The sequence below is a fragment of the Pseudarthrobacter sp. lyk4-40-TYG-27 genome (assembly GCF_030209295.1).
GTDB lineage: Bacteria > Actinomycetota > Actinomycetes > Actinomycetales > Micrococcaceae > Arthrobacter.
In genome coordinates, this window is the sequence record NZ_JARVSH010000006.1 from 443,390 (window position 1) to 467,462 (window position 24,073).

The 24,073-nt window shown below is 68.0% G+C and carries 23 protein-coding genes and 1 riboswitch; of the genes, 11 read left to right on the forward strand and 12 right to left on the reverse strand.

All coding sequences use genetic code 11. The features are described 5' to 3' along the window. The 6 genes from hemC to hemE all read right to left on the reverse strand — a co-directional run bounded on the left by hemC (position 1) and on the right by hemE (position 6,535). Positions 1-999, reverse strand: a complete 999-nt coding sequence (gene hemC, locus QRM96_RS13770) for a hydroxymethylbilane synthase (protein WP_018760276.1) — start codon at positions 997-999, stop codon at positions 1-3. Beyond that, positions 996-2,237, reverse strand: coding sequence for a ferrochelatase (locus QRM96_RS13775; RefSeq protein WP_018760277.1), 1,242 nt, complete (start codon positions 2,235-2,237; stop codon positions 996-998). Before QRM96_RS13775 ends, hemC begins: the two co-directional genes overlap by 4 nt. Then, positions 2,234-2,935, reverse strand: a complete 702-nt coding sequence (gene hemQ / locus QRM96_RS13780) for a hydrogen peroxide-dependent heme synthase (protein ID WP_018760278.1) — start codon at positions 2,933-2,935, stop codon at positions 2,234-2,236. Before hemQ ends, QRM96_RS13775 begins: the two co-directional genes overlap by 4 nt. 111 nt (positions 2,936-3,046) lie before the next feature. Continuing rightward, complete coding sequence (locus tag QRM96_RS13785; protein WP_285320002.1) at positions 3,047-3,850, reverse strand: hypothetical protein; 804 nt, start codon at positions 3,848-3,850, stop codon at positions 3,047-3,049. A 138-nt stretch (positions 3,851-3,988) separates the two neighbouring features. After that, positions 3,989-5,437, reverse strand: coding sequence for a protoporphyrinogen oxidase (gene hemG / locus QRM96_RS13790; RefSeq protein WP_018760279.1), 1,449 nt, complete (start codon positions 5,435-5,437; stop codon positions 3,989-3,991). Positions 5,438-5,440: 3 nt separating this feature from the next. Next, positions 5,441-6,535, reverse strand: coding sequence for a uroporphyrinogen decarboxylase (gene hemE, locus QRM96_RS13795; RefSeq protein ID WP_133831002.1), 1,095 nt, complete (start codon positions 6,533-6,535; stop codon positions 5,441-5,443). Between the two features lie 159 nt (positions 6,536-6,694). Between hemE and QRM96_RS13800 the strand changes: the two genes are divergently transcribed. Beyond that, positions 6,695-8,020: a glutamyl-tRNA reductase gene (locus QRM96_RS13800; RefSeq protein ID WP_109863744.1), complete on the forward strand. Its 1,326-nt coding sequence runs from the start codon at positions 6,695-6,697 to the stop codon at positions 8,018-8,020. A 183-nt stretch (positions 8,021-8,203) separates the two neighbouring features. Here the strand turns inward: QRM96_RS13800 and moeB are convergent, their stop codons facing one another. Then, the gene (moeB, locus tag QRM96_RS13805; RefSeq protein WP_285320003.1) at positions 8,204-9,403 is read right to left on the reverse strand and encodes a molybdopterin-synthase adenylyltransferase MoeB; all 1,200 of its coding nucleotides are present in this window, start codon (positions 9,401-9,403) and stop codon (positions 8,204-8,206) included. Positions 9,404-9,487: 84 nt separating this feature from the next. On the opposite strand from moeB, the gene QRM96_RS13810 reads away from it, so the two are divergent. The 3 genes from QRM96_RS13810 to QRM96_RS13820 are packed head-to-tail and all read left to right on the forward strand — an operon-like array spanning position 9,488 to position 10,751. Continuing rightward, positions 9,488-10,153: a TetR/AcrR family transcriptional regulator gene (locus QRM96_RS13810; protein WP_018760283.1), complete on the forward strand. Its 666-nt coding sequence runs from the start codon at positions 9,488-9,490 to the stop codon at positions 10,151-10,153. Between the two features lie 44 nt (positions 10,154-10,197). Then, on the forward strand, positions 10,198-10,422 hold the full coding sequence (locus QRM96_RS13815) for a DUF3107 domain-containing protein (protein ID WP_018760284.1): 225 nt from the start codon (positions 10,198-10,200) through the stop codon (positions 10,420-10,422). A 26-nt stretch (positions 10,423-10,448) separates the two neighbouring features. Continuing rightward, positions 10,449-10,751 carry a hypothetical protein gene (locus tag QRM96_RS13820; RefSeq protein ID WP_018760285.1) on the forward strand — a complete coding sequence of 101 codons (303 nt, stop codon included), beginning with the start codon at positions 10,449-10,451 and terminating at the stop codon, positions 10,749-10,751. Positions 10,752-10,814: 63 nt separating this feature from the next. Here QRM96_RS13820 and QRM96_RS13825 read toward each other — a convergent pair whose 3' ends face one another. The 3 genes from QRM96_RS13825 to thiO all read right to left on the reverse strand — a co-directional run bounded on the left by QRM96_RS13825 (position 10,815) and on the right by thiO (position 13,154). Then, positions 10,815-11,627, reverse strand: coding sequence for a thiazole synthase (locus QRM96_RS13825; RefSeq protein ID WP_018760286.1), 813 nt, complete (start codon positions 11,625-11,627; stop codon positions 10,815-10,817). Between the two features lie 4 nt (positions 11,628-11,631). Next, entirely contained in the window at positions 11,632-11,868 is a 237-nt protein-coding gene (thiS, locus tag QRM96_RS13830) for a sulfur carrier protein ThiS (RefSeq protein ID WP_018760287.1), read from the reverse strand. Then, positions 11,865-13,154 (reverse strand): glycine oxidase ThiO, encoded by a 1,290-nt coding sequence (gene thiO / locus QRM96_RS13835; RefSeq protein ID WP_285320004.1) that lies wholly within the window; start codon positions 13,152-13,154, stop codon positions 11,865-11,867. Before thiO ends, thiS begins: the two co-directional genes overlap by 4 nt. After that, a riboswitch (TPP riboswitch) is annotated at positions 13,150-13,268 on the reverse strand. It overlaps the preceding gene by 5 nt. A 27-nt stretch (positions 13,269-13,295) precedes the next feature. Here thiO and thiE point away from each other — a divergent pair. The 4 genes from thiE (at position 13,296) to QRM96_RS13855 (ending at position 18,369) form a co-directional block, all read left to right on the forward strand. After that, positions 13,296-13,988 carry a thiamine phosphate synthase gene (gene thiE / locus QRM96_RS13840; RefSeq protein WP_491340088.1) on the forward strand — a complete coding sequence of 231 codons (693 nt, stop codon included), beginning with the start codon at positions 13,296-13,298 and terminating at the stop codon, positions 13,986-13,988. Positions 13,989-14,017: 29 nt separating this feature from the next. Further along, the gene (locus QRM96_RS13845; protein WP_285320005.1) at positions 14,018-15,529 is read left to right on the forward strand and encodes an RNB domain-containing ribonuclease; all 1,512 of its coding nucleotides are present in this window, start codon (positions 14,018-14,020) and stop codon (positions 15,527-15,529) included. A gap of 291 nt (positions 15,530-15,820) precedes the next feature. Next, positions 15,821-17,488 carry a DEAD/DEAH box helicase gene (locus QRM96_RS13850; protein WP_285320006.1) on the forward strand — a complete coding sequence of 556 codons (1,668 nt, stop codon included), beginning with the start codon at positions 15,821-15,823 and terminating at the stop codon, positions 17,486-17,488. 8 nt (positions 17,489-17,496) lie between these two features. Then, positions 17,497-18,369, forward strand: a complete 873-nt coding sequence (locus QRM96_RS13855) for a DNA-methyltransferase (RefSeq protein ID WP_018760292.1) — start codon at positions 17,497-17,499, stop codon at positions 18,367-18,369. A gap of 13 nt (positions 18,370-18,382) precedes the next feature. On the opposite strand, the gene QRM96_RS13860 is transcribed toward QRM96_RS13855, so the two are convergent. Beyond that, positions 18,383-19,231, reverse strand: a complete 849-nt coding sequence (locus QRM96_RS13860) for a PHP domain-containing protein (protein WP_018760293.1) — start codon at positions 19,229-19,231, stop codon at positions 18,383-18,385. 78 nt (positions 19,232-19,309) lie between these two features. Between QRM96_RS13860 and QRM96_RS13865 the strand changes: the two genes are divergently transcribed. Then, the gene (locus QRM96_RS13865) at positions 19,310-20,884 is read left to right on the forward strand and encodes an aminopeptidase P family protein (RefSeq protein ID WP_285320007.1); all 1,575 of its coding nucleotides are present in this window, start codon (positions 19,310-19,312) and stop codon (positions 20,882-20,884) included. Positions 20,885-21,005: 121 nt separating this feature from the next. Here QRM96_RS13865 and QRM96_RS13870 read toward each other — a convergent pair whose 3' ends face one another. After that, positions 21,006-21,974: a YflT domain-containing protein gene (locus QRM96_RS13870; protein ID WP_285320008.1), complete on the reverse strand. Its 969-nt coding sequence runs from the start codon at positions 21,972-21,974 to the stop codon at positions 21,006-21,008. A gap of 77 nt (positions 21,975-22,051) precedes the next feature. Between QRM96_RS13870 and QRM96_RS13875 the strand changes: the two genes are divergently transcribed. Further along, positions 22,052-23,335, forward strand: coding sequence for a magnesium transporter MgtE N-terminal domain-containing protein (locus QRM96_RS13875; protein WP_026264267.1), 1,284 nt, complete (start codon positions 22,052-22,054; stop codon positions 23,333-23,335). Next, a complete protein-coding gene (locus QRM96_RS13880; RefSeq protein WP_018760297.1) occupies positions 23,319-24,017 on the forward strand; it encodes a DUF1003 domain-containing protein in 699 nt (232 codons plus the stop codon). Before QRM96_RS13875 ends, QRM96_RS13880 begins: the two co-directional genes overlap by 17 nt. Positions 24,018-24,073 lie beyond the last annotated feature (56 nt).

Sequence of the window (24,073 nt, forward strand, 5' to 3'; positions counted from 1 at the left end):
TCAGGACGCCTGCAGGTCTGCGATGTCGGCGGCTCCGGCGGCGAGGAGGACCTCAGCCAGCTCAATGCCCAGCAACGTGGCGCCGACTTCCGTCAGCCCGTCCGTGGCCCGTTTGTCCCGTACGGTGGCGGTGCCGTCCACGGCGCACACCACTGCTTCGAGGTGGAGCATGCTGCCTTTTCGGTAGGCGTACGCACCGACCGGTGCGGCGCAGCCCGCTTCGAGCCGGGCCAGCAGGGCCCGTTCGGCGGTGACCGCCAGGCGGGTGTCCGGGTCATCCAAGGCTGCAAGCGCCTGGGCCAGCACCTCGCGGGACCCTTCGGTGGCACCCGGTTTCGGCGGGGCATCGGCCGTGCGGCACTCGATGGCCAGTGAGCCCTGCCCGGCGGCGGGGAGCATCACGTCCGTTTCGAGGTATTCGCTGACGCTGTCCAGCCTGCCGATGCGTTCCAGTCCGGCGGCGGCGAGGACCACCGCGTCGAGGTCACAGGATTTTCCGGGCACCACCTGGTCAGTGGAGTTGCCGGGCAGTCCGGGCACGCGGCCCAGCCGGGTGTCCACATTGCCGCGGATATCGATGATCTCCAGGTCGGGCCGGGCAGCACGCAACTGCGCTGCCCGCCGCGGCGAACCGGTGCCCACCTTGGCTTCCGCCGGCAGGTCGGCCAGCTTGAGTCCGTCGCGGGCGCACAGGACGTCCCGCACATCCACCCGCCGCGGCGTCGCCGCCAGGCTCAGGCCCACGGCTGCGCCTGTGGGCAGGTCCTTGAGCGAGTGGACAGCGACGTCGCACTCATCGCGCAGCAGCGCATCACGCAATGCTGCAACGAAGACGCCGGTGCCGCCCATTTGCGACAACGATCCGGTGAGGACGTCACCGTCGGTCCTGATGTGCACCAGTTCCACCGGGAAACCCCCGACGGCGGCCAGCTGGTCCGCGGTCTGCCGGGTCTGGGTCAGCGCGAGCTTGCTGGCGCGGGTTCCGATCCGGACAGTCACTGCTGTGCCGTTTCCCCGGCCGTCCCCGCGGGATAGGGGTCGTGCCCGGTTCCCACTGTGGTGTCAGCGCCGGAGATGGTGGGCTTTTCGCCACGGAAGTTGGCGCAGCAGCCGGGCCGGCACACGTCGTACCAGGGCCCGAGATCCGTCACGGCCGGGCGGTCGCTGATGTTGTTCGCCACGGTCCGCTCGCAGATGAGGTCCACGAGGCCGTCGACGAACGCGCGGTGCGTGCCGGGAGTGGGGACGCGGGTGGCGGCCAGTCCGAGGTTGGCGCAGGTTTCCATGGCTTCGGTGTCCAGGTCCCAAACGACTTCCATGTGGTCGCTGACGAAGCCCAGCGGCACGATGACGATTCCCTTGACCCCTTGGCCTGCCAGTTCCTCGATGGCGTCATTGATGTCCGGTTCCAGCCACGGAACATGCGGGGCGCCGGAACGGGACTGGTACACCAGGGACCACGGAGCGGCCAGGCCGGACTCCGCCTTGACCCGGTCCATGACCGCGGCGGCGTTGGCCAGGTGCTGGGCCACGTACGCCGAGCCTTCCTCGAACTCGCGCGGCTCGCCCTCGGAACGGCCGGCAGCCTCGGCGTCGCGGGTGGGGATGGAGTGGGTGGCGAACAGGACGTGGACGGGAGCCTCCGGGGTGCCTGCGGCCGCCAGTTTGGCCAGGACGTCCGCCAGGCCTGCGGAGGTGCCCTCGACGAACGGCTCCACGAAACCGGGGTGGTCGAAGTACTGGCGGACCTTGTCCACTTCCAGCCTGCCGTCCAGGCCGGTTTCGGTCAGGGCCATGCCGATGTCCTCGCGGTACTGGCGGCAGCTGGAGTAGCAGGAGTAGGCACTCGTGGTGAGCATCAGCACGCGGCGGTGGCCGGCGTCGTACGCTTCCTGGAGTGTCTGCGGGAGGTAGGGCGCCCAGTTGCGGTTGCCCCACAGGACGGGAAGGTCGATCCCCCGGGACGCCAGCTCGGCCTCCAGGGCTGCCTTGAGCTCGCGGTTTTGCTGGTTGATGGGGCTGATGCCGCCGTTGGCCCGGTAATGGTGGGAGACCTCTTCAAGCCGTTCGTCCGGAATTCCGCGGCCGCGGGTGACGTTGCGGAGGAACGGAATGACATCGTCCTGGCCTTCCGGTCCGCCGAACGAGGCGAGCAGGACGGCGTCGTAATTCTTTGGCGCCATGCGTCCGGCTTCCGTAACGGGGTTGACCGCTGCCTGCGGATCCAGCGGGCTCATGCGAGGACCTCGGCAACCTCATCGGCGGTGATCCGGCGGCCGGTGTAAAAGGGCACTTCTTCACGGACGTGGTTGCGTGCCTCGGTGGCGCGCAGGTGGCGCATCAGGTCCACCAGGTCCACGAGTTCGGGCGCTTCCAGTCCAAGGATCCATTCCCAGTCCCCCAGCGCGAACGAGGAAACGGTGTTGGAGATTACCTGGGGGAACTCCCGGCCCAGGAGTCCGTGCTCCCGGAGCATCGCGCCGCGCTCCTCCTCCGGCAGGATGTACCACTCGTAGGAGCGGACGAACGGGTAGACACAGAGCCATTCAGCCGGCGCGACGCCGCGCGAGTAGGCGGGCGTGTGGTTCTTGGCGAATTCGGCCTCGCGGTGGACACCCATGGCGGACCAGACAATCTCGGTCCCGGCAAACAGGGTGCTGCGGCGGATGTCGCGGATGGCCTGCTGCAGCGCCTCGGGCTTGGGCCCGTGGAGCCACACCATCACGTCGGCGTCGGCACGCATGGCGGAGACGTCGTAGCTGCCCCGGTGCGTCACGCCCGCCTCGGCGAGCCGCTCCAGCAGGGCTTCGAAGTCGGCGGCAGCGTCTGCGCTGCGGACCACCGACGCCGACCGCTTGAAGACCGTCCAGAGGGTGAAGAACTGCTCGGCTGATTCTTCGGTTTTAGTGACAGATTCGGCAGAAGTGTGGCTCATGGTTACCAGTTTGCCCCTTCACCGCCACCAAGTGGAAACCGAACAGTTCTACAACTCGTAGAAGTGATTAATGTCACATTATCCCGCCCCGCGGGTCAGGCTGCACGGCGTTTACAACCGGCGCATGCGCAGGAACACGAGGCCGGCGGCGGTCCCCACGCCGACGAGCCCGACTCCCAGCCACACCATGGCATCGGGGACACCCGGCAGGGCCTCGATGGACGAAACCGGGCGGCCCGGACTTGCCGGGACTCCGGCCGCCTGCGCGGTGCGGGCTGCCGGGGACGGCTGGGCGCCCGGCTGCAGGGCAGTGCTGGACGGCAAGCCAGTTGACGGAGCCCCGCCGGTTTCCGGACCGGCAGCAACCGGCGCCGTACTCTCCTGGCCTGCTGCAGCGTCACCGGCGGCCGTGCCGGGCGTTGCTGCTGCGACGCTGGATCCCGTGCCCGGATCGACAGCTCCGGGCGCGGGAGGGACCGCCGCCTGGGCAGCCGCCGGCGCTGCTGGGGACACCCCTGCCGCGGAGCCGGACGCCGCGCCGGCACCCGTGGACGCGGCAGGTGGCGGGGCGGTGGCGGGGCCGGTCCTGGCGGACGACGGCGAAGAGGATGGCGAAGGAGTCGACGACGGCGCAGGGGTGGTCGGCATGGGGGTCCGCGCGGCCGGGGACAAAGGAGTCCCGGAGGTGGTCGGGAGCGGAAGATCGGGAAGCAGCGCGGACAGCGGGCCTCCCGCCGAAACGGCGGCGGACGCTGTTGTGCCGGCACTCAGCGACGCTTCCGCCGTGGGATCCTGCGGCGGGACTGCGTCCTCGGCCAAGGACGCCTGGACGCCGGTGGAAAGAACCAGTACCGCTCCGACGGCCGCTGCTGCGGTGCCTCGCCGGAGTCCCCCATGGATACCGGTCCGGGACATTGGAAGCTCGGACCTGTGTTGAACCATAGTCATCGACCCTAACCAGAACGCCGGCCCGATTGAAAACCGGGAACTGCCCGGCCGCAGGTTCTGGACGGGGGCGTCAAGGCGCCCCGACGCGCTGACCAGCAGTGATGGTCAGGCGCCGGTCATCCGGCCAATTTGTTCCCGGGTATCGGCAACAACGGCAGCCAGGCCGTTCCCGGCCATCCAGCCGCCGACGACGGCCAGGCCGCCGGCAGCCGTGCACGCCTCCCGGATGGCTGCCGCCCGCGCCCGGTGTCCCACCGCGGCGAAGGGGAGGGACCCGCGCCACCGCACTACGTCCCAGTCCCGGATGTCGCCGGCCGCGACGGGAACGCCCAGCAGTGCTGATGCGTCGCGAAGCGACGCCGCGAAGAGCTCCTCATCGGAGTCCGGGCCGCCCGGCTGGGCGGAGGCGCCGTCCACCCGGCCGTAAGACAGCCGCAGCACGTGGCGGCCGGGGCCTGCAGCGGCGGCGAGCCAGTCCCATTTGCCGGTGGCATGGGTGAGTGCCTTCGCCTCGACGCCTGGGGTTTGCGGGGCCACCAGAATCCCGGTTCCGCGTGGCCGCCGGTCCAGGTCCGGCTGGTCCAGCACCAGGGTGACAAGTTTGACGTCAGGCCCCGAGGCCGGCTGCTTCCCTGCGATCGCAGGGACCGCAGCTTCCAGGAGCCCGACGGCGGCCGGACCGTCGACTGCCATGACCAGCAGGTCGCCGGTGAACGGCGCGCCGGCGGCGTCCACCCGCCACCCTGTAATGGTGCGGCTGACGGCCGTCGCCGCCGTGCCCGCCAGCAGGGTCACCCCCCGCGACCGCAGATCGGCCACCAGGGCATCCACCAGCGTGTGCATGCCACCGTCAAGACCGGCGACGGCGGACCCGGCCTTGGCGGGACGGCCCGGATCGGTGGCTCCCGCACCGATTGCGGGCCGACGCTGCGCAGACACCGCGGCAGCGAGGGAACCGTGATTCCGCAGCCCGGTTCGAAGGCCCGGCGCCACCATGTCGACGTCGAGCAGGCCGGGATCCGCGGAGTGGACACCGCCCACGACGGGGGAAACCAGCCGGTCCAGCACCCGCGCGCCCATCCGTGCCCGGACGAGGGCGGCAACGCTGGTTACGCCGGTACCGGCACCCACCGAGGCAGGCAGGAGCCGGTCCAGCGAGGCACGCAGCGAGCCCATGATGCCCAGGGTCCGCCGGACCTCCGGGTCCCAGGGGTTGGCCGGAATGCCCAGCACGCCGGTCTTGGGCAGTTCGCGGGGCCCGTCGGGAAGCTGGACCCAGGCACCGCCCGGGCGTGGGGAAACGATCCTTCCGCCCAGTCCCAGTTCGGTGGCAAGGCGGGCTACGGCGTCGGACCTTGTGGCGAAGGATTCCGCACCGCTGTCCAGCGTGAGGCCGGACACGGTGTGGCTGCCAACGCAGCCTCCCCAAGCGTCACCGGCCTCGAGCACGGTGACGTCAAGGCCGGCTGTGGCGAGCTCCCGGGCGGACAGGAGCCCGGAAATCCCGCCGCCCACCACCAGCGCCGTGCCGGGCTTCGCCGGAGAACTGCCCACGGGTTACGCCGGCGGGATGGAGTGGATGAGCTCCACCACCCGGGTCAAGACGGCCGGATCCGTTTCGGGCGGCACGCCGTGCCCCAGGTTCAGGACATGGCCGGGGGCGGCGGAACCGGCCGCGATGACCTCCCGGACGTGGGCTTCGAGGATGTTCCAAGGAGCTGGGAGCAGCGCGGGGTCGATGTTGCCCTGCAGCGGAACCGTTCCGCCCAGCCGGCGGTTCGCCTCATCAAGGGGGAGCCGGTAGTCCACCCCCACCACGTCCACGCCAACGTCACGCATGGCCACCAGGAGTTCGGAGGTTCCGGTGCCGAAGTGGATGAGCGGAGCACCGAGGTGGCGGACGTGGTCAAGGGCCCGGGCCGAGGCCGGTGCGACATAGCGGGTGTAGTCGGCCAGGCCCAGCGAGCCGGCCCATGAGTCGAAGAGCTGGGCCGCCGAGGCACCCGCCTCCAGCTGCGCCTGGAGGAACATGCCGGAGGCGTCTGCGGCCCAATTTGCCAGGGCGTGCCAGGTTTCGGGGTCGGCGTGCATCATGGTGCGCGGGCCAAGGTGGTCGCGCGACGGCTTTCCTTCGACCATGTACGCGGCCAGCGTGAAGGGGGCGCCGGCGAAACCGATGAGCGGCGTCTTGCCCAGTTCAGCCACCGTCAGGCGGACGGCCTCGCGGATGGGCTCAAGCGCTTCCCAGGTCAGCTGCGGGAGGGCGGCAACGTCGGCGGCCGTGCGCACGGGCTTGTCCAGGACGGGCCCCACCCCCGGCACGATGTCGACGCCGACGCCGGCCAGCTTCAGCGGAATCACGATGTCGGAGAAGAAGATGCCGGCGTCGACGTCGTGGCGTCGTACGGGCTGCAGCGTGATCTCCGAGGCCAGTTCGGGCCGGAGGCAGGAGTCCAGCATGGCGATGCCCTCGCGGACCTTGAGGTACTCCGGCAACGACCGGCCCGCCTGCCGCATGAACCAGACGGGACGGCGGGAGGGTTTGCCTCCGCGGTAGGCCGTGATCAGCGGTGAGTCCGCTGTGCGGCCGTCCATCAGTGGATGGTCTGCGGCGAGGGCGCCGGCAGCGGAGACGGCAGGGCTAGGAGTCATGCTTTTGATTGTGCCCAAAAAGAGCCGCAAAAGATAACGACAACCTGTCGCCGTGCGGCCCTCGCAACGGGAAGGTGTCCGGGATCACCGCAGGGTGTGGCGACTATCCTTTCCGGCGGTTGTTCTACCGGGCAACGAAAAAGCTATGATTGGTCTGCTGTGGTTCTTTTCTCATTGGTGGCTACACACGCCGACATCGATCTTGAAACCGTCGCTCAGCTGAGCAACGGTTCCTCAGGGATTGCCGCGTCCACCCTCATCGAATCCCCCGCCGTGGCCGGCGCCGTGGTCCTGGCCACCTGCAACCGCTTCGAGATCTACGGTGAAGCCCCCAACGCTGCCGACGTCGAGGCTGCCCGCGCCGCCCTCGTCGCCCGCATCAGCGAGGCCAGCGGCTTGGCTGAACCCTTGGTCTCGCGTTCGTTCAATACCCGTACCGGGCCCGAGGTGACCCAGCACCTGTTCGCCGTGAGCGCCGGGCTTGACTCCGCCGTCGTCGGTGAACGCGAAATTGCCGGGCAGGTACGGCGGGCACTGATTACCGCACAGCACGACGGCACCGCCAGCGCCGGACTGGTCCGGCTCTTCCAGGCCGCGTCCAAGACCGCCAAGGACGTCGGCGCCCAGACTGCCCTGGGTTCCCGCGGCCTCTCCATTGTCTCGGTGGCCCTGGATCTTGCCACCGACCTTTCCGAAAGCCCCGACTGGTCTGCAAAGAAGGTAGTGCTTTTCGGAACCGGCGCCTACGCAGGCGCCACCATGGCCCTCCTCCGCGAACGCGGCTGCACGGACATCAGTGTCTACTCGTCTTCAGGGCGGGCCGAAGGATTCGTGGCAACACGCGGCGGCACGGCGCTGGACGCCGAGTCCCTGCGACCGGCGGTTGCTGCGGCTGACGTCATGATTGGCTGCAGCGGTTCGGACACCCGGGTGGAAGCCGATGAACTGGCCGAGGTCCGTGCGGATTCCACGCAGCCGTTGATCGCCATCGACCTTGCCCTCACCCACGATTTCGACCCCGCCGTCGGCGAACTGGACGGCGTCGAGCTGCTCACCCTGGAATCGGTGCGCCTCGCTGCCCCACAGGAGCAGGCCGAATCGCTGACGCACGCAAGCGGCATCGTCAACGGCGCCGCCAGGGCGTTCGAACAGGAACGCGAAGCCCGCTCGGTGGACTCCGCCATCGTTGCCCTGCGCCGCCACACCATGAACGTGCTGGACGCGGAGATGGAAAAGGTCCGGGCCCGCCACGGCTGCACCGCCGCCGCGGAAGAAGTCGAATTCGCGCTCCGACGGATGGTCAAGCAGCTGCTGCACGTGCCCACCGTACGCGCCCGCGAACTTGCCGCCAACGGGCAGCAGGATGACTACGTGGCCGCTTTGGAAGCCCTGTACGGCATCACCGTCGAGCAGCCCGGAGCCGCTCCGGCCGCAACCGCGGAGGCCGAATGCCCGGTGGACCACACAGGCCGCGAAACCGCCTGACGTCCCGGCAGCAACGCCCGCTCACTTCCTGCCCCAATTGAGCCAACGCCCGCTCACTTCCTTCCCTTCTCACGCCAACGCCCGCTCACTTCCTTCAAGAAAGTGAGCGGGCGTTGGGTTGGAAGCTGTCGAAAGTGAGCGGGCGTTGGGGAAATTGGTGTCGAAGGTGAGCGGGCGTTTCCGTCAGTAGACGGGCTTGTCAGGCTCCACCTCGCGCACCCAGGCCAGGATCCCGCCGTCGAGGTGGCTGACCCGCTGGTAGCCTGCCTGGCGGGCCGCCGCGAGGACGTTCGCCGAGCGCGTCCCGGCCTTGCAATGGAACACGATGTCCCGGTCCTGCGGGAGTTCGCCCCACGCCTCGCCCGCCAGGATCCGTCCCTGCGGGATGAGCTTGGCTCCGTCGATCCGGACGATGTCGTACTCGCCGGCCTCCCGGACGTCCACCAGTTCGAAGTCCTTGAGCCCGGCTTTCCGCGATGCCAGCATGGTGGCCAGCTGGGTGGCGGTGATGGTGTGTTCCGTGTCCGTGGTGGACTCCGGGGCAATCCCGCAAAACGCCTCATAGTCCGTGAGTTCGGTGATGGGTTCCGCCGCGGGGTCCTTGGAGACCCGGATCTCCCGCCAACTGCCGCCGAGGGCATCGAACAGCGCCACGCGGCCCAGCAGGGAGCGGCCGACGCCGGTAATCAGCTTCACTGCCTCGGTGACCATCAGCGAGCCCACGGCGGCGCAAAGCATGCCGAAGACGCCGCCCTCGCCGCAGGACGGCACGGAACCGGCGGGAGGGGCCTCGGGGTAGAGGTCCCGGTACGTGGGGCCGTGCTTCTCCCAGAAGACACTCACTTGTCCGTCGAAACGGAAGATGGAGCCCCAGACGTAGGGTTTGCCCAGGATGGCGGCGGCATCGTTCACCAAATACCTGGTGGCGAAGTTGTCAGCGCCGTCCAGGATCAGGTCGTACTCCGCAAACAGTTCAAGCGCGTTGCCCGAATCCAGGCGCACGTTGTGGAGGCGGACATCCACCAGCGGGTTCAGGGCGGCGATGGCATCGCGGGCCGACTCGATCTTGGGCCGTCCCACATCCTGCACGCCATGGATGACCTGGCGCTGCAGGTTGCTCAGGTCCACCACGTCGTCGTCGATGATGCCCAGCGTCCCCACCCCAGCCGCGGCGAGGTACAGCAGTGCTGGTGAACCGAGGCCGCCGGCTCCGATGACCAGCACTTTGGCGTTCTTGAGCCGCCGCTGCCCCAGCGCGCCGATCTCGGGAATGATCAGGTGCCGGGAGTAGCGTTCCACCTCGGCAGACGTCAGGGCAGCTGCCGGTTCCACCAGCGGATCCAGCGAATGGGTTGAAACATTTGCGGTGAACGTCGAAGCCATACTTCAATGTATGCCCCGGGATACCGCCGGGTCATATTACCCCGCAGTAAAGTGAATGTAACTGCAATGGAAAGAAGGACAACTGTGGTCCCTGAAGCACGGGCTGACCGCCCGCCCGCGGCCGAACCGCAAACTCCCTCCCGCCCCGCAGGCCAACGGTCCGCCCGGCTGCCCCGGGACGAACGCCGCGCGCAGTTGCTTGCCGCCGCCCAGGAAGTTTTCGTTGCGAACGGCTACCACGGGGCCGCGATGGACGAAATTGCAGAGACTGCCCACGTGAGCAAGCCTGTCCTGTACCAGCACTTCCCGTCCAAGCGTGAGCTGTACCTGGCCCTGCTGGAAAGCCACCTGACGTCACTGACCGAGCTGATGCTGGGGGCGTTGAACTCCACCACGGACAACGACGAGCGCGTTCAGGCCGTCATGCGCGCCTACTTCCACTTCATCGCCAACGACGACCAGGCACACCGCCTGGTGTTCGAATCGGACCTGATCAACGATCCCGATGTCAGCTCCAGGCTGGAGACCTTTAATCGGACCTTCGCAGACGCCATCGCCCGGGTCATTGCCGAGGACACCAAGCTCCCCCACCTGGAGGCGGAGCTCCTGGGCCGCGGCCTTGCCGGGATGGCGCAGGTCAGCGCCCGGTATTGGCTGGAAACGGACGGCAACCTGGACCTCAACGTGGCCAGCGACCTCATCTACCGTTTAGCTTGGCGCGGAATCTCTCGCTTCCCCAAAGAGTCCTAGACTACAAATAAGACATCATCGACGAACCAGGCTGGGAGGCCCCCTTGGAAATTAAGATCGGCGTTCAAAACGTTGGCCGCGAAATCGTGCTCGAATCAGACCAGGATGCTGAGACGGTGGCCAAGACTGTTGGTGAAGCCATCAATGACGGCACCCAGTTGCGCCTGAAGGATGACAAGGGACGCCTGATCATTGTGCCCGGCAACGCACTTGCCTATGTGGAAATTGGCGCTGAAGAGGTCCGCCGCGTAGGTTTCGGCCAGTTCTAGGCTGACCGCACGTTCCAAGGAGATCCATGCTGTCGCTGACCATCGTGGTGCTTGCCACGCTCGCCGCCGGGTTTATCGTCTGGGCCAATGACAAACGCCATTCCCGATACGGCGCGGGCGTGCCCGCCGGGATCGCCGTGGGCGTCGCGGCGATGGCGTGGATCATCCTCATGACGGCAGGTTTCGGCTACCTTCCGGGTTTGACGTGGCTCCCCTGGGTCCTGCCCATCGTCCTCGGCACCGCCGCGGCCATTGCCGCCGTCGCCTACCTGGGCCGCACCCGGACACGCCATGACACCGAACGGCTGAACGCGGTCCTGCGGGGCTGAACCGACCCTGAGTAAAGCTGTGGCCACCACCCGGACGGGTGGTGGCCACAGGCTTTTTGGGGGCTAGAGGAACTCGGCCCGGCCCTCCATCGCCGATGAGGCCAGGGCGTGTTCCCGGCGCGGGATGCGTCCGGCTGCCCTCGCCAACCGTCCGGAAACCACGGCGTGCTTGAACGCTTCGCCCATCAGCGCCGGGTTCTGCGCCCGCGTCACGGCTGTGGCCAGCAGGACGGCGTCGCAGCCCAGTTCCATGGCCAGGGCGGCGTCGGAGGCCGTACCGATGCCCGCGTCCAGGACCACGGGAACCGAGGCCCGGGAGACGATGAGTTCGATGTTGTGCGGGTTCAGGATGCCCAGTCCGGTGCCGATCGGTGCGCCGAGCGGCATCACGGCGGTGGCACCAAGATTTTCCAGCCGCAGCGCCAGCACGGGATCGTCGTTGGTGTAGGCAAAGACCTTGAAGCCGCGGTTGACCAGCTGCTCGGTGGCGTCAACGAGTTCCACGGCGTCCGGCAGCAGGGTCTGCTCGTCGGCGATGACTTCCAGCTTCACCCAGTCGGTTTCGAGGGCCTCCCGGGCCAGTTCCGCGGTGAGGACAGCGTCCCGGGCCGTGAAGCAGCCAGCGGTGTTGGGCAGGACTTTGATCCCGTGGTCCACCAGCAACTGGAACAGAGAGCCGGTTTCCGCGGTTGAGTACCGCCGCATGGCCACCGTGGTCAGTGCCGTGCCGGAGGCCAGGAGCGCAGCGCCCAGGCCGTCCAGGCTGGGTGCACCGCCGGTGCCCATGATGAGCCGGGATCCGAGGGCGACGCCGTCGATCACCAGGGTGTCATCTGCGGCTTGGCTTGCGGTGTTGATGGTGCCGGTTTCGGTCATGGGGTCAGCCTCCTTGGACTGCAGTGACGAGTTCGATGTCGTCGCCGTCGGCGAGCGCGGTACCGAACCATTGACTGCGCGGCACCACCTGGGCGTTGTGGGCGACGGCGACGCCCAGTTTCCTGCCGTCCGTCGCCTGGCCGTTGGGGGCCAGCGGCCGCCCGGTGACCTGGCTGACGAGCGTGGTGATGGAGGCGCCGTCCGCCACGGTGTGCGGGTTTCCGTTGAGGGTGATGTTCACGCTGTCTCCTTCAGATGGGGGCTGGGGACGGCCACGGCCGACCCGGAAAAACGGTCCGGGCTGAACGGTGCCCAGCGGGGATCGGCGGCCCCGTCCAGGAGTGCCGTGCAGATCGCGGCGGCGGCGGGCGTGAGCAGCACCCCGTGCCGGAAGAAACCGGTCGCGATGACCAGCCCCGGCACGTGCCCGTCGGCTGGGCCCCCGGATCCGAAGGACGCCGCAACCCGGCCCAGCAAGGGTGCATTGTCGGGGGTTCCGGGGCGCGCCCGGGCGGTGCATTCCAGGAGTTCAAGTTCGGCGACGGCGGGCACCAGCGCCTGGGCGTCCCGGAGCAGCTGGTAGACGCTCCCGGCGCTCACGGCGTCGGAGAGGGCGTCCTCCCGTTGGGAGGCGCCGATGACTACCGTGCCATCCTCCCGGGGCACGATGTACACCGGGATCCCGTGGACCAGCCCGCGCACCGTGGCTGTCACCAACGGGCGGAGGTGCTGCGGCACGGAAAGCCGGAGGATGTCCCCGTGCACCGGCCGCAGCGGCAGGTCAAGGCCGTGGGGCAAGCCGTCAAGGGACGCCGCGTGCAGGCCGTTGGCCACGACAGTTTCCCCCGCCAGGACTGTGCTGCCGCTCCCAAGGCGGACGCCGGCCACCGTCCCGTCCTTCCACAGCAGTCCGGCCGCCCGCTCCGGGACGGCAAAACCTTCCGTTGCACCGGCAACCGCCACCGTCGGGGTTTCCCGTACCGTTGCGGCGAGCGCCAGGCGCACGGACGCTATCAGCCTCCTCGGGTCCACCTGGTGGTCGGCCGGGGTGTCCAGCGCACAGGAGATCCCCGGGCTCAGCAGGGGTTCGCGGCTGCGGGCTTCACGCACGGTCAACGGTGCCACCTCCAGGCCGCTGGCCTGCTGCACTGCGCGCAGGTCCATCAGCGCCCGCCGGTCGGCAGCGTCGACACCGACAGCGAGGGTGGGTGTCATCAGGTAGCCGGTCCCGGCTCCGGCTGCTGCGGCGACGCCGGCAGCGAAGCCGGGCCAGCGGGATGATGCGTCGAGCATGAGCTCCAGGAGGTCCTCTTCCTGGTAGTGCAGCTCGCTGACGGGGGCCAGCATGCCGGCAGCGGCCCAACTGGCGCCGGCGCCGGGCGCGTCATCGATGAGCGCAACGGACCGGCCGGAGCGCTGGATCTCCCAGGCGATTCCGTGTCCCACCACTCCGGCGCCGATGACGGCGACGTCGGCCCGGATGGCGTCATCGCCAGGTCCGGGCAGGCAGTTCCTGGTGCTGGTCATGGTGTGGTTCCTTCCCTACGCCGGTATTAGCCGGATCAGGTCAAGCGGTCGGCTCCGACGCCCTCTCAGCCCGGCGCTTTGTGACAGCTGCCGCGGGCTCCCGCAGTACCAGCCCAGTTTAGAGGAACTAGGCTGGCAGGCATGAATATGTCCCCCTCCTCCTTTCCTGCCCTTGGGGCGGCCCGACTGTACCTCTGCACGGATGCGCGCCGGGACCGCGGCGACTTTGCCCGGTTCGTGGATGCCGCGTTCGCCGGGGGCGTGGACATCATCCAGTTGCGCGACAAGAGCATCGAGGCGGCCGAAGAACTGGACCTGCTGGCGGTCTTGAAGGAGGCCGCGGTTCGCCACGGGCGGCTGTGGGCCGTTAACGACCGGGCCGACATCGCGGTGCTGTCCGGCGCACCGGTGTTCCACATCGGCCAAAAGGACCTCCCGTTGGCTGCGGCCCGGACGCTGGTCAACGGCAATGCGGCCATCGGGCTGTCCAGCCACAGCCCGGAGCAGGTGGATGCCGCCCTCTCCGCCGCTGCCGGGCCTTCCCACCTGGACTACTTCTGCGTGGGGCCTGTCTGGGCCACGCCCACCAAACCCGGCCGGACCGCCGTCGGGCTGGACCTGGTGAAGTACGCCGCCAAGGCTGCCGCGGAAGTACCCAACCCGGTGCCGTGGTTTGCCATCGGGGGCATCGACCACGGAAACGTGCACCAGGTGGCGGAGGCAGGAGCACGGCGGATCGTGGTGGTGCGTGCCATCACGGAGGCGTCGGATCCCGCGGCCGCTGCGGCCTCCCTGCTCGACGCGCTGGACGCTGCCGGCCCCGGGCCTGCGTAAACCCAGGACTTGGAGTTACGCTGACTTTTGTGTCACATCATCGGTTGGCTCCCAATGTCCGCGACCACCGGAACGCCTTGGAAGAGGCACTGGGCGCGTTGCGGACCGAACTCGAACTGCCGGGGCCTTACCCGGCCGCGGCAGTGGACGACGCCCGCGCCGCCGTGGCGGCCCTGAAGCTGCCGTCCTATGACCTGACCGCCGTCGCATTCGTGACCATCGACCCCGCCTCGTCCACGGATCTGGACCAAGCCGTGTTCATCGAGCCGGACGGGGGCGGCTACCGGGTGCTGTACGCGATCGCCGATGTTCCTGCATTTGTTGCGCCGGGTGGTCCGCTGGATGCTGAAACCAGGCGCCGCGGGCAGACGTTCTACGCTCCCGACGGCCGGATCCCGCTGCACCCGGAGGTCATCAGCGAAGGGGCCGGGAGCCTGCTGCCGGGCCAGGAGTGTCCGGCTTTCGTCTGGGAATTCACGCTCGACGCCGACGCAGCAGTGATGTCCGTGGGCGTCAGGCGGGCGCGGATCCGCAGCCGCGACAAGCTCAGTTACAGAGGTGCACAAGCAGCCCTCGACGCCGGCACCGCTCCCCCGGTGCTGCAACTGCTCCGGGAAGTGGGGCTGAAACGGGTGGCGCTTGAGCGGGAGCGCGGGGGCGCCAGCCTCAACATGCCGGAGCAGGAGATCGTTCAGCTGCCCGACGGCGGCTACCGGATCGACGCCGCCCCGCAGCTTCCCGTGGAGGACTGGAACGCGCAGATTTCGCTGATGACGGGGATGGCGGCCGCCCAGCTCATGCTGGAAGGCAAGGTGGGCATCCTGCGCACCATGCCGGCCCCCGATGAGCGGTCGCTGAGGCATTTCCGGCTGCAGACCGAAGTGCTTGGCAGGCCGTGGGACGGCGAAGTCAGCTACGGCGAGTACCTGCGGTCGCTTGACCCCACCGATCCCCGCCAGCTGGCCATCATGCATTCGGCCGGGATGCTGTTCCGGGGCGCGTCCTATACGGCGTTTGACGGGACGGTCCCGGACGACGGCATCCAGTCCGCCATCGGCGCCGCCTACGCCCACACCACCGCCCCGCTGCGCCGGCTGGTGGACCGCTTCGTGCTGGTAATCTGCGAGGCCCTCAGCAACGGCGGTGATGTTCCGGAGTGGGCACGGGAGGCGCTGCCGCTGCTGCCGGGAATCATGGCCGGTTCCGACCAGCTGGCGTCGCGGATGGAGCGGATGGCGCTGGACACGGTGGAGGCGGCATTGCTGCTGAACCACATCGGCCAGGAATTCGACGCGATCGTGATTTCCGGGTCCAAGCCCCAGAACGGGAACGGCAACGGATCCGCCAAGAACGGCAATGGAAACGGTAACGGAGCCACCAGGAACGGCAACGGGAACGGCAGTTCCGGGATCATCCAGATCGCCGAACCGGCGGTGACGGCCCGCTGCGCCGGCGAGCTGACGTCCGGTACCAAGGTGCGCGTCCGGCTGCTGTCCTCCGACATCACCACCCGGCAGATCCACTTCGAACTGGTTCCATAAGGGCCCGATGGACGCGGCAGGAAGGGGCAACACGGGGATTTCGCCCCTGTACGGCTAGACTGGGAAGGTAGAACTGGATGCCCGGTCGTTGATTTCCTTGATTTGAAACCAACAAGCCCGCCCCTACGCGATCTTGAGATTTGCCAGTTGGTCACCAGTGCCAGCATTAGATAGCCCGCGATCGGCTTCCACTGGATTAGCTTGCGCGCCCGAGCGTGCTCCGGAACGGCCAGGACTGGCCGGCCCGTTGAGCAGGCAGCGCCATTGCCCAAATGAATAAGGAAACTCCCCGTGAGTGAATTGCATACCCACCAGCTCCTGACCGATGCGTCCGGCACCGAGACCATCGAGCCGGAAGAGACCATCATCTCGGACGAGACCCCGCACGAGATCGCGGAGAAGTCCTTTGCCGACTACAACGTCCGCGCGGACATTGTCGAGTCCCTCGCCGACGCCGGGATCACGCACCCCTTCCCCATCCAGGCCATGACCCTGCCGGTGGCCTTGGCGGGCCACGACATCATCGGCCAGGCCAAGACCGGTACCGGCAAGACCCTGGGCTTCGGCATCCCGGCGCTGCAGCGGGTCATCGGACAGGACGACCCCGGCTACGCCAAATTGGCCGTCCCGGGCGCCCCGCAGGCCCTGGTCATTGTCCCCACCCGCGAGTTGGCAGTGCAGGTGGCCAACGACCTCCAAACGGCCTCCCGCAAGCGCAACGCCAGGATCACCACCATTTACGGTGGCCGCGCCTACGAGCCCCAGGTTGAAGCACTCCAGCAGGGCGTCGAAGTAGTAGTGGGTACCCCGGGACGCCTGATCGACCTGTACAAGCAGAAGCACCTGAGCCTGAAGAACGTCAAGCTCGTGGTCCTCGACGAAGCCGACGAAATGCTGGACCTGGGCTTCCTGCCGGACGTTGAGACCCTGATCGCCGGAACCCCGGCTGTCCGCCAGACGCTCCTGTTCTCGGCAACCATGCCCGGCCCCGTCATCGCGATGGCGCGCCGCTACATGACCCAGCCCACCCACATCAGGGCAGCCGATCCGGATGATGAAGGCCTCACCAAGCGCGACATCCGCCAGCTCATCTACCGTGCGCACAGCATGGACAAGACCGAGGTGGTGGCACGCATCCTGCAGGCCCGGAACCGTGGCCGGACCATCATCTTCACCAAGACCAAGCGCACCGCCGCCAAGGTGGCCGAGGAACTGGTGGACCGCGGTTTCGCCGCCGCAGCCATCCACGGCGACCTGGGCCAGGGCGCACGCGAACAGGCGCTCCGCGCGTTCCGGAACAACAAAGTGGATGTGCTGGTGGCAACGGACGTCGCCGCCCGCGGCATCGACGTGGACGATGTCACCCACGTGATCAACTACCAGTGCGTCGAGGACGAAAAAATCTACCTGCACCGGGTGGGCCGCACCGGCCGCGCCGGCAACAAGGGCACTGCAGTCACATTCGTCGACTGGGATGACATGCCGCGCTGGGCGCTGATCAACAAGGCCTTGGGCCTGAGCGTCCCCGAGCCCGTGGAAACCTACTCCTCCTCACCGCACCTCTACAGTGACCTCGACATCCCCGAGGGCACCAAGGGACGTCTCCCGCGCGACAAGCGGACCTTGGCCGGCGTTGACGCCGAGGTGCTTGAGGACTTGGGCGAAACCGGCAAGAAGAACAGCCGCGGCGGCCGGGACGCCTCCCGTTCCCGCGAGCGCGACGGCCGGGGACGCGGAAAGGACGACGGCGGAAAGGCCGGCGGCCGGGACTCCGCCCGCTCCGGTGAGCGCCGTCGTCGTACCTCCGACTCCGCCCCTGCCGCCGACGCAGCCGCCCCCGCGGCCGACGGCGACCAGCCCTCGCGCACCCGCCGTCCCCGGACCCGCACCCGCCGCCGCAACGGCGAAGTGGTTGCCGCCGCGGACAAGGGCGGACAGCCCGGCAGCTCCGAGGGCTAACTGCGTCGATGACAGACACTGTTTGGGCGCCGGACGGCGGCAGCCTGGTGGTTCACGCGGACAACGCGGAGTACCTCCCAACACTGCCGGACGGCGCCTTCACGCTGATCTACGTGGATCCGCCCTTCAACACGGGCAGGCCGCAGCAGCGGCAGGAAACCCGGATGGTGGCCAACGCTGAAGGCAGCGGGGACCGGGTGGGTTTCAAGGGCCGTTCCTACGACACCATCAAGGGCGCGCTGCACCGCTACGACGACGCGTTCAGCGACTATTGGTCTTTCCTGGAACCGCGGCTGGTGGAGGCGTGGCGCCTGCTGGCTGATGACGGCACCCTTTACCTGCACCTGGACTACCGCGAAGTGCATTACGCCAAGGTGATGCTGGACGCCATTTTCGGCCGGGCATGCTTCCTGAACGAAATCATCTGGGCGTACGACTACGGCGCCCGGGCGAAGAACCGGTGGCCCACCAAGCACGACAACATCCTGGTGTACGTCAAGAACCCGGCCAAGTACCACTTCGACAACGCCGAGGTGGATCGTGAACCCTACATGGCCCCCGGGCTGGTGACGCCGGCCAAGCGCGAACTGGGCAAGCTGCCTACGGACGTCTGGTGGCACACCATCGTCTCCCCCACCGGCAAGGAAAAGACCGGGTACCCCACCCAGAAGCCGGAAGGGCTGGTCCGCCGGATTGTGGCCGCCTCGTCCCGCCCCGGCGACTGGTGCCTGGACTTCTTCGCAGGCTCCGGCACCCTGGGCGCCGTGGCGGCCAAGCTTGGCCGGAAGTTCGTGTGCGTGGACCAGAACCAGCCCGCGATCGACATCATGGCCAAAAGGCTCGGTGCGCACGCCACCCTGGCCGTGTACCAGCCCACCTGACGCGCCCCCTTGATCAGGGGCGGATGACCGCGGCTCCGGTACCCAGTTCTTCGATCCGCGCCAGCATTCCGGGGGCAGTGACGTTCTCGCCGAGCAGATTCGGCTTGCCCGTACCGTGGTAGTCGGAGGAGCCGGTGACCAGCAAGCCATGCTTGGCGGCGAGCTTGCGCAAAAACGCCCGCCCCTCTTCCGGATTGTCCCGGTGGTCGATCTCCAGTCCCGCCAGTCCGGCGTCGATCATCTCTTGGTAGGTCCGCTCCCCCACGATCCGGCCCCGGGCCGACGCTACCGGGTGGGCAAACACCGGCACGCCTCCCGCGGCACGGACAAGTTCGACGGCGGTGGCCGGGTCCGGTGCATAGTGCGGGATGAAGTAGCGGGACCGGGAGGTGAGGATCGAAGCGAACGCCTCGGAACGGTCTTCCACCACCCCCGCTGCCACCAGGGCATCAGCGATGTGCGGCCGGCCCAGGGTGGCGCCCGGAGCCACGTGGTGGATCACGTCGTCCCATGTCAGGGGGTAGTCCTCGGCCAGGATGGTGACCATCCGTTCGGCCCGCGTCAGGCGCGAGTCCTTGGCTTTGGTGATCTCCTCCAGCAGGCCTGGATGGGTGGGGTCGTGCAGGTAGCTCAGGAGGTGGACGCTGATGCCTTCCGCGGTCCGGCAGGAGACTTCCATGCCGGGAACCAGGGCCACGCCGTGCGTGACGGCGGCCGCGGCCGCCTCGGCCCAGCCCGCGGTGGAATCATGGTCGGTCAAGGCCACCACGTCCAGGCCCGCACGCGCGGCAGAGGCCATGACGTCGGCGGGGGGCTCTGTCCCATCGGAGACGTTGGAGTGGGCATGCAGGTCAATCCTCACTTGTCCAGACTAGTGGACCCCGCCCCTCCGCACCGGAGCCTGTTCGCATAGCCGCGACGCTGGTGAGACGATGGTGCCGTGAACGATGCCGATAACACCCAGAACTCTGCTTCCCAGCCGCTGGAGGAGCGCGTCAACAACCGCTCTCAGCGGCCCAGTTCCAACGCTTTCAAGGCCTTCATGGCCAGCAACTGGGCGCCGTCCAGCCAGGAGCTCCCCCAGCGCGACGCCGTCGCTGGCTACGCCGCAACCCGGCGCAAGGCAATCTCCGCCCTGTTCAAGGGCGAACGGCTGGTCATCCCCGCCGGACCGCCCAAGGTCCGCTCCAACGACTGCGACTACCGCTTCCGGCCGCACTCCGGCTTCGCCCACCTGACGGGCCTCGGCCTGGACCACGAGCCGGACGCTGTCCTGATCCTGGACCCGGTGGAGGAAGGAACCGGCGACGACGGCGGCAACCACCGCGCCACGTTGTACTTCCGGCCGTTGGCGGGCAGGGACACCGAACAGTTCTACGCCGATTCCCGCTCCGGCGAGTTCTGGATCGGGGCGCGCCCCACCCTCGAAGAGTTCCAGGCCCGCCTGGGGCTGCCCACCGCCCACATCGACCAGCTCGAAACGGCCATCACCAAGGATGTCGGCGCTCCCGAGATCGGCGGCATCTCCATCCGCCTGGTCCGCAAGGTGGACGAAAACATCGACGCCCTGGTGGATACGGCCCGGTACAACACGGCGAAGGACCCGGAGAACCTGGACCTTGAGGTCCTGGACGCCCTGGACGAGAAGCTCAGCGAAGCACTCTCCGAGCTGCGCCTGCTCAAGGACGAGTGGGAGATCGAGCAGATGAAGATCGCCGTGTCCGCAACGGTTGAGGGATTCGAGGAGGTCGTCAAGGCCCTCCCCCGTGCGCTGACGCATGCCCGCGGCGAACGGGTAGTGGAGGGGGCGTTCTTTGCCCGCGCCCGCGAGGTGGGCAACGAACTGGGCTACGACACCATCGCGGCCTCCGGCAACAACGCCACCGTGCTGCACTGGACCCGCAACACCGGCCGGGTCCACGCAGGCGACCTCCTGCTCCTGGACGCCGGTGTCGAGGCGGACTCGCTCTACACGGCGGACATCACCCGTACCATTCCGGCTGATGGCACTTTCACCGCGGTCCAGCGCAAGGTCTACGAGGCAGTGCTCGACGCCGCGGACGCCGGCTTCGCCGCAGCGCAGCCGGGGACAAAATTCCGCGACATCCACACCGCGGCAACCACGGTCCTGGCCGAGCGCCTCGCCGAGTGGGGCCTGCTGCCGGTCAGCGTGGAGGAGGCGGTCAGCCCCGAGGGCCAGCAGCACCGCCGCTGGATGCCGCACGGAACGAGCCACCACCTCGGCCTGGATGTGCACGACTGCGCCCAGGCCAAGCGGGAACTTTACCTGGACGGCATCCTCACCGAAGGCATGGTCTTCACGATTGAACCGGGCCTCTACTTCAAGGCGGAGGACCTGGCGATTCCCGAGGAATACCGTGGCATCGGCGTCAGGATCGAGGACGATATCCTCATGACCGCCGACGGCCCCGTCAACCTCAGCGCGGCCCTGCCCCGCAAGGTTGAAGACGTCGAGACCTGGATGGCCGGCATTTACCGGACCGAAGAGGCCTGACACGGGCACACACGGGAAAAGCGTGGCCACCGGACTGGGTCCGGTGGCCACGCTCTTTTCGTTTCGCCGTCATCCTGCGCGCGCCGTCAGGAAGGCAGGGGTGTCTGCGGAGCTGGCAGCCCTATTGTCCGCTGCCGCCCCGGTGCGTGTCCTCGTCCTGGCCGTACTGCCCTGCGTTGTGCTCCTGGTTGTGGCCCGCTGCGGATTGGGTGGCCGGTTCGTTGGAGTGTTCCGGGGCGGCTGCGCCGTGCTGCGCGGCGTCAGCCGTGGGGCCCTGCGGAAGCCGGACTCCGTACTGGGGCCGGCCGTCCGGCAGGTCGGGGTACCGCACGGTGCGGACCGGCTGTGCCGGCGGCTGCCCGTCGTCATACTGTTGTCCGGCCTGTTGCTGGCTTCCGGCGCCCGGGGAGCCGTGGCCTTCCTGCGGCGGAGCTGCAGTGGGCCGCTGGCCGTAGGGGTCGTTCCACCCGGCGGGCCTGGCCGGTCCTTGGCCAGGCTGCTGTTCCTGCCCCGGATGCTGCTGGTTCGGCTGGTTGTAGTAGTTATGCTGCGTGTACGGGCCGTGCCCGGACGCCGCGTCGGAGCGGGACATCGGCAGCTGCTGCAGCAGGCGCCGGGCCTCATGGGCTGCCTCGGGAGCCACGATGACGTCATAGTTCGTGGCCACTACCTGGCTGGTGGAGGTGAAGTCCCGCTTGCCGCGCTGCATGGCGTAGGTGACGATGCCGAAGAGCATGAAGAAGGCCGCACCCATCAACACCGACGTCATGATCGAGAAGTAGCCGGGCGAGGGCGCGAAGAAGGACAACATGACGCCTACGAAGAGGCCGAACCACATGCCGCTCAGTGCTCCGGAAAGGGCCACCCGGGGGTAGCTCAGGCGTCCCGTCACCCGCTCCACCATCTTCAGTTCGTTGCCCACGATGGAAACCATCTGGACCGGGAACTGCTGGTCCGCGAGGTAGTCAACCGCCTTCTGGGCGTCGAGGTAGGAGTTGTAGGACCCGACGGTGTCACCGGTGGGTACGGCCCGGGCGTCATCCGGTCCGGTGGGGCCGCCGGTCTTGGGAGCACCAAAAATGTTGGACATACACCCATTCTTGCCCATCAAGATGGGTGCTGCCTGTAAATTCAGCTAAAAGAGAGCAGACTCGGTAGCCTGTAGTGGTGAGCACAACACCTACCCGTGTCTTCGTGGCACGCCTCCTGGGCCTGGATGTCTTCGACCCCTTGGGTGACCGCCTGGGCCGGCTGCGCGATGTTGTTGTGCTGTCCAGGGGGACCCAGGGTGCGCCGCATGTGGTGGGTATCGTGGTGGAAGTTCCGGGGAAGAAGCGCGTCTTCGTGCCCATGACGCGGATCACCTCGATCGATCAGACGCAGATTATCTGCACCGGCCTGGTCAACCTGCGCCGGTTCGAACAGCGTGGAGCCGAAACCCTGGTGGTGGCGGAGATGTTCGACCGGCGGGTCACCCTCCGCGACGGCAGCGGCGACGCCACCATCGAGGACATCGCGATCGACCAGCACCGGTCCCGGGACTGGTTCGTCAGCAAGCTCTTTGTCCGGCGCGGCCACTCGCTGTCCCCTCTGAGCCGCTTGCGCCGCAATGAAACCCTGATCATTGACTGGGCGGACGCCCAGCAGGGAGCACGCACCGAGCCGCAGGCAGCCACGCAGTTCGTGGCCAACCACGAAGACCTCAAGCCCGCAGACTTTGCCGAGGCATTGCAGGAGATGAGCGACAAGCGCCGTTTCGAAGTTGCAAGCGAACTGCAGGACGAGCGGCTGGCCGACGTCCTCCAGGAGCTTCCCGAGGACGATCAGGTGGAAATCCTCTCCGCGCTGGATGTCCAGCGCGCCGCCGACGTCCTTGAGGAAATGGACCCCGACGACGCCGCCGACCTCCTGGGCGAACTCCCTTCCGCCCAGGCCGAGGAACTCCTCCAGCTGATGGAGCCCGAAGGCGCCGAGGACGTCCGCCGCCTGCTCGAATACGACGAGGACACGGCCGGCGGCCTGATGACGCCCGTGCCCGTGATCCTGCCGCCGGAAGCCACGGTGGCCGAAGCCCTGGCCCACGTGCGGCGGGAGGAGCTCTCCCCTGCGCTGGCGTCGTCGATTTTCATCGCCCGGCCGCCGCTCGAGACCCCCACCGGCCGCTTCCTGGGCGTGGTGCACATCCAGCAACTGCTCCGGTTCCCGCCGTTCGAGGCACTGGGCAACCTGGTGGACAAGAACCTCGAGCCTTTGTCCGACCAGGCCCACATCAGTGAGGTGGCACGGACCCTGGCCACCTACAACCTCAACTCCCTCCCGGTGGTCAACGACGCCGGCCGGCTTGTGGGGGCGGTGACTGTTGATGACGTATTGGATCACTTGTTGCCGGACGACTGGCGCGCCCACGATGGCGAAGCCCCGATAAGAAAGCTCGGTGGCCGCATTGGCTGATAACAGCGCCCCGAAGAACCCCAACCAGCGGAGCCTGGCCAACGCGGAAGCAAAAGGCAGCCTCGACACACCCCTAAGCGCCCGTCAGCGGATCCTGCCCAAGTTCAAGCCGGATCCGGACGCATTCGGGCACGCCACCGAGGGTTTTGCCCGGTTTATGGGCACGCCGCAGTTCCTGGTGTACATGACGGTGTTCTGCATCTTCTGGTTGGGCTGGAACACCTGGGCGCCCGTCGAGTGGCAGTTCGACTCGAGGGACCTCGGCTTCACCCTGCTGACCCTGATGCTGTCGCTGCAGGCTTCCTACGCGGCACCCCTGCTGCTGCTCGCGCAGAACCGCCAGGACGACCGCGACCGCGTCTCGCTGCAGCAGGACCGGCAGCGCGCCGAACGCAACCTGTCCGACACCGAGTACCTCACCCGGGAGTTGGCCTCCCTGCGGATCGCGCTGCGTGAAGTAGCCACCCGTGACTACGTCAGGGCGGAGTTGCGCTCACTCCTGGAGGACATGTTGGAAGCCCAGGAGGAACTCCGGACCCACGACGACTCCGGCCCCGGTTCCCATGAGTCACCGCGGGACAAGGTCAAGGACAAACTGCGTGAGCAGAGGGACCGGCAGCGTGGCCCGCGGACCCAGCAGATCCCCCGGGTCAAGCCCGGCCATTCCACCAACGAACGCTAGGCCGGATCATCCGGCTGCACTTCGCCGCACCAGCACGAAAGCCGAGGCCCCTCACG